The sequence below is a fragment of the Shigella flexneri 2a str. 301 genome, assembly GCF_000006925.2.
Classification (GTDB): domain Bacteria; phylum Pseudomonadota; class Gammaproteobacteria; order Enterobacterales; family Enterobacteriaceae; genus ECMA0423.
In genome coordinates, this window is sequence record NC_004337.2 from 113,012 (window position 1) to 126,064 (window position 13,053).

General features: G+C 52.3%; 9 protein-coding genes, 1 pseudogene and 1 other annotated feature. Of the genes and pseudogenes, 5 read left to right on the plus strand and 5 right to left on the minus strand.

The window, feature by feature from the left end; genetic code table 11:
* Positions 1-12: 12 nt before the first annotated feature.
* The 4 genes and pseudogenes from hofC to nadC all read right to left on the minus strand — a co-directional run bounded on the left by hofC (position 13) and on the right by nadC (position 3,898).
* Positions 13-1,215 (minus strand): type IV pilin biogenesis protein, encoded by a 1,203-nt coding sequence (gene hofC / locus SF0103; protein ID NP_706061.1) that lies wholly within the window; start codon positions 1,213-1,215, stop codon positions 13-15.
* Positions 1,205-2,352: a sequence feature ('Similar to Escherichia coli K12 integral membrane protein involved in biogenesis of fimbriae, protein transport, DNA uptake gi: 1786296 (462 aa). BLAST with identity of 97% in 382 aa. This CDS contains deletion. The sequence has been checked and is believed to be correct.'), on the minus strand. It overlaps the preceding gene by 11 nt.
* Positions 1,205-2,352, minus strand: a pseudogene (gene hofB / locus SF0104). (Overlaps the previous feature by 1,148 nt.) The gene hofC and the pseudogene hofB overlap by 11 nt, the downstream one beginning before the upstream one ends.
* A 9-nt stretch (positions 2,353-2,361) precedes the next feature.
* Positions 2,362-2,802 (minus strand): major pilin subunit, encoded by a 441-nt coding sequence (gene ppdD, locus SF0105; RefSeq protein NP_706062.1) that lies wholly within the window; start codon positions 2,800-2,802, stop codon positions 2,362-2,364.
* A gap of 202 nt (positions 2,803-3,004) precedes the next feature.
* A complete protein-coding gene (nadC, locus tag SF0106; RefSeq protein NP_706063.2) occupies positions 3,005-3,898 on the minus strand; it encodes a quinolinate phosphoribosyltransferase in 894 nt (297 codons plus the stop codon).
* 87 nt (positions 3,899-3,985) lie between these two features.
* On the opposite strand from nadC, the gene ampD reads away from it, so the two are divergent.
* Both ampD and ampE read left to right on the plus strand, forming a co-directional pair.
* Complete coding sequence (gene ampD / locus SF0107) at positions 3,986-4,537, plus strand: N-acetyl-anhydromuranmyl-L-alanine amidase (RefSeq protein NP_706064.1); 552 nt, start codon at positions 3,986-3,988, stop codon at positions 4,535-4,537.
* Positions 4,534-5,388, plus strand: a complete 855-nt coding sequence (gene ampE, locus SF0108; RefSeq protein ID NP_706065.2) for a regulatory protein AmpE — start codon at positions 4,534-4,536, stop codon at positions 5,386-5,388. Before ampD ends, ampE begins: the two co-directional genes overlap by 4 nt.
* Positions 5,389-5,430: 42 nt before the next feature.
* On the opposite strand, the gene aroP is transcribed toward ampE, so the two are convergent.
* Complete coding sequence (gene aroP / locus SF0109; protein NP_706066.1) at positions 5,431-6,804, minus strand: aromatic amino acid transporter; 1,374 nt, start codon at positions 6,802-6,804, stop codon at positions 5,431-5,433.
* 540 nt (positions 6,805-7,344) lie between these two features.
* Between aroP and pdhR the strand changes: the two genes are divergently transcribed.
* The 3 genes from pdhR (at position 7,345) to aceF (ending at position 12,828) form a co-directional block, all read left to right on the plus strand.
* A complete protein-coding gene (gene pdhR, locus SF0110) occupies positions 7,345-8,109 on the plus strand; it encodes a transcriptional regulator PdhR (RefSeq protein ID NP_706067.2) in 765 nt (254 codons plus the stop codon).
* 160 nt (positions 8,110-8,269) lie between these two features.
* Positions 8,270-10,933: a pyruvate dehydrogenase subunit E1 gene (gene aceE, locus SF0111; RefSeq protein NP_706068.1), complete on the plus strand. Its 2,664-nt coding sequence runs from the start codon at positions 8,270-8,272 to the stop codon at positions 10,931-10,933.
* Between the two features lie 14 nt (positions 10,934-10,947).
* On the plus strand, positions 10,948-12,828 hold the full coding sequence (aceF, locus tag SF0112) for a pyruvate dehydrogenase dihydrolipoyltransacetylase (protein ID NP_706069.1): 1,881 nt from the start codon (positions 10,948-10,950) through the stop codon (positions 12,826-12,828).
* Positions 12,829-13,053 lie beyond the last annotated feature (225 nt).

Consider the following 13,053-nt stretch of genomic DNA (forward strand, 5'->3'; position numbering starts at 1 on the left):
AACACGCCAGCGTTATCCCATCCCACTCATCGCATCGCCTAAATGGAAAATTGGCAGATACATTGCCACCACCAGCGTACCGATAATTCCTCCCGTTATGATCAGCAACGCCGGTTCCAGTAAGGCTGCGAGGTTATCCGCCAGCGCCATTGTGTTATCCCGATGATGATGGGCGAGGTTGTCTAACATGAGGTCCAGCGAGCCGGATGCCTCTCCTGTTCTCACTAATTGCAAACAGAGCGGGCTAAACTCACCGGCATTTTTTAGCGCCAGCCAGATGGGATGACCGTTACTGATATCGTGCTGGATTTGTGTCAGAAGTTGCACCCAGTACGGGCAGCGCATTGTTTCTCTGACGCTCTCTACGCCCTGTAAAAAAGTAATGCCTGCACTTTGTGTCAGCGCCAGAATCGTAAAGATCTGCGTGAGTTTTTGTCCCCTCATCAGTGAACCCATAATCGGGATGCGTAACAGCAATTTCTGCCGCGCGATAAGCCAGGTCGGGCGGCGCATCAGCAACTTATTGGCTATCGCCAGCAGAAAGCCGAACAACACCAGCAGCCAGCCCCATTCGCCACTAAAGTCTGCCAGCGTCATGATCCCCTGCGTTAGTGCCGGTAGTGGGGTGTTGAAGGTCTTATAGATAGCGGCAAACTCCGGCAGAACAAAATGCAGCATTGCCACAACCACCATGATTGCCATCGCTAAAATGATGATGGGATAACGCAACGCTGATTTCACTTTGTCGGTCAACTGACGCTGGGATTTTTGCTGACGCGCCAGTTCAAAGCAGCATTCATCCAGCTTACCGGTCAGTTCACCCGTGCGGATCATCGCCTGATAGAGCGGCGGAAATGCCTCTGACCAGGGTAATAAGGCATTGGAAAAAGCAATGCCCTGTTCGAGATCGTGCGCCAGCGATTGCAGCAACGCTTGCCATTGCTTACTGGGATGCTGTTCCGCCAGCAGAGCCAGCCCTTCAGAAAGCGTTAACCCGGCTTTAAGTAGCGTCGCCAGTTGATGAATGACTTCCGCGCTTTTATCTCCTCGCCACTGCGCAGAATTGATGGCGATTCGCTTCAGGCTTAGTGGGGTAACCATCTGTTGCTGTAGTGCCATAAGCAGTAAAGTACGGCTCTCTGCCCATAGCATCCCATCTTGCGCATTGCCGTCGCCGGTTATGCCATGCCAGCGCCAGAGTTGCTTACTTGCCATGCGGCATCCCCAGTACGCGGATTAACTCTTCAAAGGTGGTTAAGCCTTGCTCCACGGCCAGGCAGCCGTTTTCAAAAAGCGTACGCATACCCGCCTGTCGGGCGTGCGTTTCCAGCGATTCAACTTCAGTATTAGCGGAAATAAGCTGGCGTATGGCTGGTGTAATGGGCAGGACTTCAAACAAGGCGGTACGACCATAAAAACCGTGGTAGCAATGTACACAACCGGGTGCCTGCCAGTGGGGCAGCGGCGACGGCCATACAGTGTCTGGAATATGGATGGGCTCCCCTTGCTGTCGGCGACAATGTGGGCAAAGTTTACGTACCAGACGCTGGGCTATTACCAGCGTAAGCGCCGATGATAGCATCCAGCGGGCGACCCCCATTTGCTGTAAACGTACCAGCGTTTCAGTGGTGGAATTGGTGTGTAGCGTGGACAACACCAGGTGACCGTTTTGCCACTGCCTGTAGGGCCAGTTACCAGCACCAGTCCCTGTGGTTGTTGCAAGGCATGAGCAAAGTCCGCCAGTTGTAACGGCTGCATTCCCAGCGTGTTAACATCCAGTGCCTGGCTCACCTGCTGTAACAACCTTAATACCACCTTTTCACCACCCCGACATGGTAAGGTCGCAATACGAAATGAGACGGTGTTTCCTGCCAGTTCGACAGTGAATTGCCCGTCCTGCGGCAGGCGATGTTCCGCAATATCCAGGTTTCCCAGCACTTTTAATCTGGCTGTTAATGCGACTCCGGCATCCGGTGAAACATCCGGTAAAGGATGCAATACGCCGTCGATACGCAAGCGGATGCGGTAGGCATTGTCCGCTGGTTCGATATGAATATCAGACGCGCGTTGTTCCAGCGCAGATTGTAACGTTCGAGTCAGCAACTCTGCTTTGGGCTGATGCTTCTCCTGAACAGCTACGGGTAATGTCTGTTGTGTGCGACTGGCGTGACCTTCCATTTGTTGGCGCGTCCAGCAGGTGATCTCAATACGTTTGGTGGTAGCGAAATGCAATGCGTCCAGCAACTCATGTGAGGGGGCATCGACCACCGCAACATGAACCACTTCTTCGCTGGCATCCAGCAAGACTCCCTGATAACGCAGGCACAGGGCCGTGAGCTGTGGAATATTCATTGCCGCTCCTTAGTTGGCGTCATCAAAGCGGAAGACATCTTCGCAGGCTTGCTGCAATGCGCTGTCACTTTGAATATTGCAGTTGCGCGCCCAGCCGGTGACGCCGTTTGCGTTATCCCAACCTGGCGTCATGACGACGCTTAGCCCATTGAGACTTTCTTGCCCGGTCAGCGACACCACGCCCTTTGCCACACTCATGGCTGAAACATAGCGGGTGGTGGTAGGCGAGGGAATGCCATTGCTGCCACCGTCGCAGGTATCTAATCCACCATGTTCCAGCGCGCACAACTCTACGGCGGTACGGTAAGGCACAAAGGTTTGTAGCATGTCGGTGAGTGCGGCTTTGCGCAGGTAGTTTTGATAAGCGGGAATACCAATGGAGCTTAAAATGGCAATGATGCCAATAACCACCATCAGTTCGATAAGTGTAAAACCGCGTTGCTTGTCCATCTGTTTCGCTCCTTGATTTGGTTGGTGCTACTTTGGCAAACGCCATCAGCACAGGCGAGGGGCAAAAAACGAAACGGGAAAGCAGATTCCGAGGTTTTTTATTTCGTTGCAGCGAAAGACAAGAAATTTGCGAGGCGTTACGAAGAAAGTTGGGGAAGGGGAGATTATCCGCCCGCGATGGAGCGGATAAATCTGTCAGCAATTAGCGAAAACGCATTGAAAGGTCGAGTGCTTGTACGTGTTTAGTTAGCGCACCGACGGAGATAAAGTCCACGCCCGTTTCGGCAAATTCGCGCAGTGTTTTGTCAGTGACGTTGCCAGACACTTCCAGTAGCGCCTTGCCGTTGGTGCGTTTGACGGCTTCGCGCATCTGTTCTGTTTCGAAGTTATCCAGCATGATGATATCGGCTCCGGCTTTCAGGGCCTCATCAAGTTCTTCCAGATTCTCTACTTCGACTTCTACTGGCGCATCCGGATGCAGCCAGGACGCTTTTTCGACCGCCTGGCGCACTGAGCCGGAGGCAATAATATGGTTTTCTTTGATCAGGAAGGCATCAGAAAGCCCCAGACGGTGATTCGCTCCGCCGCCGCAAAGTACCGCGTATTTCAGAGCTGAACGCAGGCCAGGTAAGGTTTTGCGCGTATCCAACAACTGCGTGTTGGTGCCTTCCAGTAATTCGACATAGTGGCGTACCTTACTGGCAACTCCTGAAAGGGTTTGCACAAAATTAAGCGCAGTGCGTTCGCCCGTTAACAGCACGCGGGATGGGCCTTCAAGTTCGAACAAGGGTTGATTGGCGTTGATGACATCGCCGTCATCCACATGCCAGATTATGGTGACATCGTCGCCTGCCAGTTGAATAAACACCTCTTCAACCCAGCGTTTGCCACAAAATACGCCATTCTCGCGGGTGATCACCGTGGCATGAGAGCGAGAATTTTCCGGTAAAAGTTTTGCCGTAATGTCATTGTTGGCATCGACTGTTCCGCCTAAATCTTCCCGCAGCGCCTGGGCCACCGCGCCGGGGATATCGAGATTAATGCGTTCCAGCAGCTCGTCACGTCGGGTGTCAGGGTTGTAGCGGCGAGGCGGCATGTTAAAACTCCAGATAGCTAACGAATCATAAGGTAGAAACATGCTACTCTGAACCGGGTATTAGCACCACATATAAGGAGATCCTGCATGTTGTTAGAACAGGGGTGGCTGGTTGGCGCGCGCCGCGTTCCCTCACCACATTACGATTGCCGCCTGGATGACGAAACACCCACCCTGCTGGTGGTGCACAATATTAGCCTGCCGCCAGGCGAGTTTGGCGGTCCGTGGATCGACGCATTATTCACTGGAACTATTGATCCGCAGGCACATCCTTTCTTTGCTGAGATCGCCCATTTGCGCGTCTCCGCTCACTGTTTGATTCGCCGTGATGGTGAAATAGTCCAGTATGTTCCTTTCGATAAACGTGCCTGGCATGCGGGAGTCTCTCAGTATCAGGGGCGTGAACGCTGCAATGATTTTTCTATTGGGATTGAGCTTGAAGGCACCGATACTCTGGCGTATACCGATGCGCAGTATCAACAGCTTGCGGCGGTTACGCGGGCACTGATAGATCGCTATCCCGATATCGCTAATAACATGACGGGCCATTGTGATATTGCGCCGGATCGGAAAACCGATCCCGGTCCTGCATTTGATTGGGCACGGTTTCGTGCGCTGGTCAGCAAGGAGACAACATGACGCTATTTACAACCTTACTGGTGTTAATTTTCGAGCGCCTGTTTAAGTTGGGCGAGCACTGGCAGCTTGATCATCGTCTTGAAGCGTTCTTTCGGCGGGTGAAACATTTTTCTCTCGGGCGCACGTTAGGCATGACCATTATTGCGATGGGTGTGACTTTTTTACTGTTACGCGCATTGCAGGGAGTATTGTTCAACGTTCCCACGCTGCTGGTGTGGCTGCTGATTGGTTTGCTGTGTATTGGCGCAGGTAAAGTTCGTCTTCATTATCATGCTTATCTGACAGCTGCTTCACGTAATGATAGCCATGCCCGTGCCACGATGGCTGGCGAACTCACCATGATTCACGGCGTCCCGGCAGGCTGCGACGAACGTGAGTATTTGCGTGAGCTGCAAAATGCATTGCTGTGGATTAACTTTCGTTTTTATCTTGCACCGCTGTTCTGGCTGATTGTGGGGGGAACCTGGGGACCCGTTACGCTGATGGGGTATGCGTTCTTGCGTGCATGGCAATACTGGCTGGCGCGATACCAGACGCCGCATCATCGTTTACAGTCCGGCATTGATGCAGTGCTTCATGTACTGGATTGGGTGCCGGTTCGTCTTGCGGGTGTGGTATATGCCTTGATCGGTCATGGTGAGAAAGCGTTACCGGCCTGGTTTGCTTCGCTGGGTGATTTCCATACTTCGCAATATCAGGTATTAACGCGTCTGGCGCAGTTCTCTCTGGCGCGTGAACCGCATGTCGATAAGGTGGAGACGCCGAAGGCAGCGGTTTCAATGGCGAAGAAAACCTCGTTCGTGGTCGTGGTGGTGATTGCGCTACTGACGATTTACGGGGCGTTGGTGTAGAGATTATTGCCCTCACCCTGTACGGGTGAGGGCGTAGAGAGATTAATGCGCTTTTACGGCTTTGGCGGTTTTCTCTTTAAACAGATAGCCGATACCTAACACGATCAGCCATACCGGGATCAGGTATACCGAAATCGCCATTCCTGGGGTCATCAGCATAATCACCAGTACCGCCGCCATAAACAGCAGGCAGATCCAGTTACCCAGCGGATAAAGCAGAGCAGGGAAGCGAGTTACCACGCCTTGTTCCTGCTTGGCGCGACGGAACTTCATATGCGCCAGACTGATCATCGCCCAGTTGATCACCAGTGCGGATACCACCAGTGCCATTAACAGGCCAAATGCGGATTCCGGAGCAAGATAGTTAATCAATACGCACAATGCTGTAACCAGCGCAGACACCAGAATGGTGTTAACCGGTACGCCGCGTTTATCGACAGACGCCAGCGCTTTTGGCGCGTTCCCCTGTTGTGCCAGACCAAACAGCATACGGCTGTTGCAATATACGCAGCTGTTGTACACGGAGAGCGCCGCAGTCAGTACCACGATGTTCAGCGCATTCGCCACAAAGGTATCGCCTAACTCGTGGAAGATCAGCACAAACGGACTGGTATCGGCGGTAACGCGGGTCCACGGCATCAGTGAGAGCAGAACGGCTAACGAACCAATATAGAAAATCAGGATGCGGTAGATAACCTGGTTAGTTGCTTTCGGGATACTTTGCTCCGGGTTATCAGCTTCTGCTGCGGTGATCCCCACCAGTTCCAGACCACCGAACGAGAACATGATAATCGCCATCATCATCACCAGTCCGGTGAAGCCGTGCGGCAGGAAACCACCTTGATCCCACAGGTTGCTAACGCTCGCCTGCGGGCCGCCGTTGCCACTGAACAGCAGCCAGCCGCCGAAGATGATCATCGCTACTACCGCAATAACTTTGATAATGGCAAACCAGAACTCCATCTCGCCAAACACTTTAACGTTGGTCAGGTTGATGGCGTTAATCACCACAAAGAATACGGCGGCAGAAACCCAGGTTGGGATTTCCGGATACCAGAACTGAATGTATTTACCCACGGCAGTCAGCTCTGCCATGGCAACTAAAACGTACAGTACCCAGTAGTTCCAGCCAGAGGCGAAACCGGCAAAACTGCCCCAGTATTTATAAGCAAAGTGGCTAAAGGAGCCTGCGACAGGTTCTTCGACCACCATTTCACCCAGCTGACGCATGATCAGAAAGGCGATAAAACCAGCAATGGCGTAACCCAGGATAATCCCTGGCCCTGCGGACTGTATTACGGAGGCGCTACCTAGGAATAGCCCTGTCCCTATCGCGCCACCCAGCGCGATAAGCTGAATATGGCGGTTTTTAAGGCCGCGCTTTAGCTGCTCGCCGTGCTGTTGACCTTCCATCATGAAACCTCGTGCGGTGATTGTTTTTTTGATCTACGCAGTGATGCGTGTGTAAGTTTGCAATTCCGTTTGTTGTATTGATTTGTTTACATCAAGGAGGTTTGAATTGTTACAAAAAGACTTCCGTCAGATCAAGAATAATGGTATGCGGCAGCGAATGCACCCGCTTTATGCATGGTTGAAGATGAGTTGCTTAAAAAGAAACCGTTTGTAAAGCTCAGCCTCAACCCCTCTCAATATGCAGAGTGAATTTAAATTCGTTTTTATTGACTTAAAAATCAAAAAATTGGTAAGTGAATCGGTTCAATTCGGATTTTTATAGTTTAATAATCGTTAAAAAATCCCTTTCCTACGTAAAGTCTACATTTGTGCATAGTTACAACTTTGAAACGTTATATATGTCAAGTTGTTAAAATGTGCACAGTTTCATGATTTCAATCAAAACCTGTATGGACATAAGGTGAATACTTTGTTACTTTAGCGTCACAGACATGAAATTGGTAAGACCAATTGACTTCGGCAAGTGGCTTAAGACAGGAACTCATGGCCTACAGCAAAATCCGCCAACCAAAACTCTCCGATGTGATTGAGCAGCAACTGGAGTTTTTGATCCTCGAAGGCACTCTCCGCCCGGGCGAAAAACTCCCACCGGAACGCGAACTGGCAAAACAGTTCGACGTCTCCCGTCCCTCCTTGCGTGAGGCGATTCAACGTCTCGAAGCGAAGGGCTTGTTGCTTCGTCGCCAGGGTGGCGGCACTTTTGTCCAGAGCAGCCTATGGCAAAGCTTCAGCGATCCGCTGGTGGAGCTGCTCTCCGACCATCCTGAATCACAGTATGACTTGCTCGAAACACGACACGCCCTGGAAGGTATCGCCGCTTATTACGCCGCGCTGCGTAGTACCGATGAAGACAAGGAACGCATCCGTGAACTCCACCACGCCATAGAGCTGGCGCAGCAGTCTGGCGATCTGGACGCGGAATCAAACGCCGTACTCCAGTATCAGATTGCCGTCACCGAAGCGGCCCACAATGTGGTTCTGCTTCATCTGCTAAGGTGTATGGAGCCGATGTTGGCCCAGAATGTCCGCCAGAACTTCGAATTGCTCTATTCGCGTCGCGAGATGCTGCCGCTGGTGAGTAGTCACCGCACCCGCATATTTGAAGCGATTATGGTCGGTAAGCCGGAAGAAGCGCGCGAAGCATCGCATCGCCATCTGGCCTTTATCGAAGAAATTTTGCTCGACAGAAGCCGTGAAGAGAGCCGCCGTGAGCGTTCTCTGCGTCGTCTGGAGCAACGAAAGAATTAGTGATTTTTCTGGTAAAAATTATCCAGAAGATGTTGTAAATCAAGCGCATATAAAAGCGCGGTAACTAAACGTAGAACCTGTCTTATTGAGCTTTCTGGCGAGAGTTCAATGGGACAGGTTCCAGAAAACTCAACGTTATTAGATAGATAAGGAATAACCCATGTCAGAACGTTTCCCAAATGACGTGGATCCGATCGAAACTCGCGACTGGCTCCAGGCGATCGAATCGGTCATCCGTGAAGAAGGTGTTGAGCGTGCTCAGTATCTGATCGACCAACTGCTTGCTGAAGCCCGCAAAGGCGGTGTAAACGTAGCCGCAGGCACAGGTATCAGCAACTACATCAACACCATCCCCGTTGAAGAACAACCGGAGTATCCGGGTAATCTGGAACTGGAACGCCGTATTCGTTCAGCTATCCGCTGGAACGCCATCATGACGGTGCTGCGTGCGTCGAAAAAAGACCTCGAACTGGGCGGCCACATGGCGTCCTTCCAGTCTTCCGCAACCATTTATGATGTGTGCTTTAACCACTTCTTCCGTGCACGCAACGAGCAGGATGGCGGCGACCTGGTTTACTTCCAGGGCCACATCTCCCCGGGCGTTTACGCCCGTGCTTTCCTGGAAGGTCGTCTGACTCAGGAGCAGCTGGATAACTTCCGTCAGGAAGTTCACGGCAATGGCCTCTCTTCCTATCCGCACCCGAAACTGATGCCGGAATTCTGGCAGTTCCCGACCGTATCTATGGGTCTGGGTCCGATTGGTGCTATTTACCAGGCTAAATTCCTGAAATATCTGGAACACCGTGGCCTGAAAGATACCTCTAAACAGACCGTTTACGCGTTCCTCGGCGACGGTGAAATGGACGAACCGGAATCCAAAGGTGCGATCACCATCGCTACCCGTGAAAAACTGGATAACCTGGTTTTCGTTATCAACTGTAACCTGCAGCGTCTTGACGGCCCGGTCACCGGTAACGGCAAGATCATCAACGAACTGGAAGGCATCTTCGAAGGTGCTGGCTGGAACGTGATCAAAGTGATGTGGGGTAGCCGTTGGGATGAACTGCTGCGTAAAGATACCAGCGGTAAACTGATCCAGCTGATGAACGAAACCGTTGACGGCGACTACCAGACCTTCAAATCGAAAGATGGTGCGTACGTTCGTGAACACTTCTTCGGTAAATATCCTGAAACCGCAGCACTGGTTGCAGACTGGACTGACGAGCAGATCTGGGCACTGAACCGTGGTGGTCACGATCCGAAGAAAATCTACGCTGCATTCAAGAAAGCGCAGGAAACCAAAGGCAAAGCGACAGTAATCCTTGCTCATACCATTAAAGGTTACGGCATGGGCGACGCGGCTGAAGGTAAAAACATCGCGCACCAGGTTAAGAAAATGAACATGGACGGCGTGCGTCACATCCGCGACCGTTTCAATGTGCCGGTGTCTGATGCAGATATCGAAAAACTGCCGTACATCACCTTCCCGGAAGGTTCTGAAGAGCATACCTATCTGCACGCTCAGCGTCAGAAACTGCACGGTTATCTGCCAAGCCGTCAGCCGAACTTCACCGAGAAGCTTGAGCTGCCGAGCCTGCAAGACTTCGGCGCGCTGCTGGAAGAGCAGAGCAAAGAGCTCTCTACCACTATCGCTTTCGTTCGTGCTCTGAACGTGATGCTGAAGAACAAGTCGATCAAAGATCGTCTGGTACCGATCATCGCCGACGAAGCGCGTACTTTCGGTATGGAAGGTCTGTTCCGTCAGATTGGTATTTACAGCCCGAACGGTCAGCAGTACACCCCGCAGGACCGCGAGCAGGTTGCTTACTATAAAGAAGACGAGAAAGGTCAGATTCTGCAGGAAGGGATCAACGAGCTGGGCGCAGGGTGTTCCTGGCTGGCAGCGGCGACCTCTTACAGCACGAACAATCTGCCGATGATCCCATTCTACATCTATTACTCGATGTTCGGCTTCCAGCGTATCGGCGATCTGTGCTGGGCGGCTGGAGACCAGCAAGCGCGTGGCTTCCTGATCGGCGGTACTTCCGGTCGTACCACCCTGAACGGTGAAGGTCTGCAGCACGAAGATGGTCACAGCCACATTCAGTCGCTGACTATCCCGAACTGTATCTCTTACGACCCGGCTTACGCTTACGAAGTTGCTGTCATTATGCATGACGGTCTGGAGCGTATGTACGGTGAAAAACAAGAGAACGTTTACTACTACATCACTACGCTGAACGAAAACTACCACATGCCGGCAATGCCGGAAGGTGCTGAGGAAGGTATCCGTAAAGGTATCTACAAACTCGAAACCATTGAAGGTAGCAAAGGTAAAGTTCAGCTGCTGGGCTCCGGTTCCATCCTGCGTCACGTCCGTGAAGCGGCAGAGATCCTGGCGAAAGATTACGGCGTAGGTTCTGACGTTTATAGCGTGACCTCCTTCACCGAGCTGGCGCGTGATGGTCAGGATTGTGAACGCTGGAACATGCTGCATCCGCTGGAAACTCCGCGCGTTCCGTATATCGCTCAGGTGATGAACGACGCGCCGGCAGTGGCATCTACCGACTATATGAAACTGTTCGCTGAGCAGGTCCGTACTTACGTACCGGCTGACGACTATCGCGTACTGGGTACTGATGGCTTCGGTCGTTCCGACAGCCGTGAGAACCTGCGTCACCACTTCGAAGTTGATGCTTCTTATGTCGTGGTTGCGGCGCTGGGCGAACTGGCTAAACGTGGCGAAATCGATAAGAAAGTGGTTGCTGACGCAATCGCCAAATTCAACATCGATGCAGATAAAGTTAACCCGCGTCTGGCGTAAGAGGTAAAAGAATAATGGCTATCGAAATCAAAGTACCGGACATCGGGGCTGATGAAGTTGAAATCACCGAGATCCTGGTCAAAGTGGGCGACAAAGTTGAAGCCGAACAGTCGCTGATCACCGTAGAAGGCGACAAAGCCTCTATGGAAGTTCCATCTCCGCAGGCGGGTATCGTTAAAGAGATCAAAGTCTCTGTTGGCGATAAAACCCAGACCGGCGCACTGATTATGATTTTCGATTCCGCCGACGGTGCAGCAGACGCTGCACCTGCTCAGGCAGAAGAGAAGAAAGAAGCAGCTCCGGCAGCAGCACCCGCGGCTGCGGCGGCAAAAGACGTTAACGTTCCGGATATCGGCAGCGACGAAGTTGAAGTGACCGAAATCCTGGTGAAAGTTGGCGATAAAGTTGAAGCTGAACAGTCGCTGATCACCGTAGAAGGCGACAAGGCTTCTATGGAAGTTCCGGCTCCGTTTGCAGGTACCGTGAAAGAGATCAAAGTGAACGTGGGTGACAAAGTGTCTACCGGCTCGCTGATTATGGTCTTCGAAGTCGCGGGTGAAGCAGGCGCGGCAGCTCCGGCGGCTAAACAGGAAGCGACTCCGGCAGCGACCCCTGCACCAGCAGCTGGCGTGAAAGAAGTTAACGTTCCGGATATCGGCGGTGACGAAGTTGAAGTGACCGAAGTGATGGTGAAAGTGGGCGACAAAGTTGCCGCTGAACAGTCACTGATTACCGTAGAAGGCGATAAAGCTTCTATGGAAGTTCCGGCTCCGTTTGCAGGCGTCGTGAAGGAACTGAAAGTCAACGTTGGCGATAAAGTGAAAACTGGTTCGCTGATTATGATCTTCGAAGTTGAAGGCGCAGCGCCTGCGGCAGCTCCTGCGAAACAGGAAGCGGCAGCGCCGGCTCCGGCAGCAAAAGCTGAAGCTCCGGCTGCGAAAGCGGAAGGCAAATCTGAATTTGCTGAAAACGACTCTTACGTTCACGCGACCCCGCTGATCCGCCGTCTGGCACGCGAGTTTGGCGTTAACCTGGCGAAAGTGAAGGGCACTGGCCGTAAAGGTCGTATCCTGCGCGAAGACGTTCAGGCTTACGTGAAAGAAGCTATCAAACGTGCAGAAGCAGCTCCGGCGGCGACTGGCGGTGGTATCCCTGGCATGCTGCCGTGGCCGAAGGTGGACTTCAGCAAGTTTGGCGAAATCGAAGAAGTGGAACTGGGCCGTATCCAGAAAATTTCTGGTGCTAACCTGAGCCGTAACTGGGTGATGATCCCGCATGTTACCCACTTCGACAAAACCGATATCACCGAGCTGGAAGCGTTCCGTAAACAGCAGAACGAAGAAGCGGCGAAACGTAAGCTGGATGTGAAGATCACCCCGGTTGTCTTCATCATGAAAGCCGTTGCTGCAGCTCTTGAGCAGATGCCTCGCTTCAATAGTTCGCTGTCGGAAGACGGTCAGCGTCTGACCCTGAAGAAATACATCAACATCGGTGTGGCGGTGGATACCCCGAACGGTCTGGTTGTTCCGGTATTCAAAGACGTCAACAAGAAAGGCATCATCGAGCTGTCTCGCGAGCTGATGACTATTTCTAAGAAAGCGCGTGACGGTAAGCTGACTGCGGGCGAAATGCAGGGCGGTTGCTTCACCATCTCCAGCATCGGCGGCCTGGGTACTACCCACTTCGCGCCGATTGTGAACGCGCCGGAAGTGGCTATCCTCGGCGTTTCCAAGTCCGCGATGGAGCCGGTGTGGAATGGTAAAGAGTTCGTGCCGCGTCTGATGCTGCCGATTTCTCTCTCCTTCGACCACCGCGTGATCGACGGTGCTGATGGTGCCCGTTTCATTACCATCATTAACAACACGCTGTCTGACATTCGCCGTCTGGTGATGTAAGTAAAAGAGCCGGCCCAACGGCCGGCTTTTTTCTGGTAATCTCATGAATGTATTGAGGTTATTAGCGAATAGACAAATCGGTTGCCGTTTGTTGTTTAAAAATTGTTAACAATTTTGTAAAATACCGACGGATAGAACGACCCGGTGGTGGTTAGGGTATTACTTCACATACCCTATGGATTTCTGGGTGCAGCAAGGTAGCAAGCGCCAGAATCCCCAGGAGCT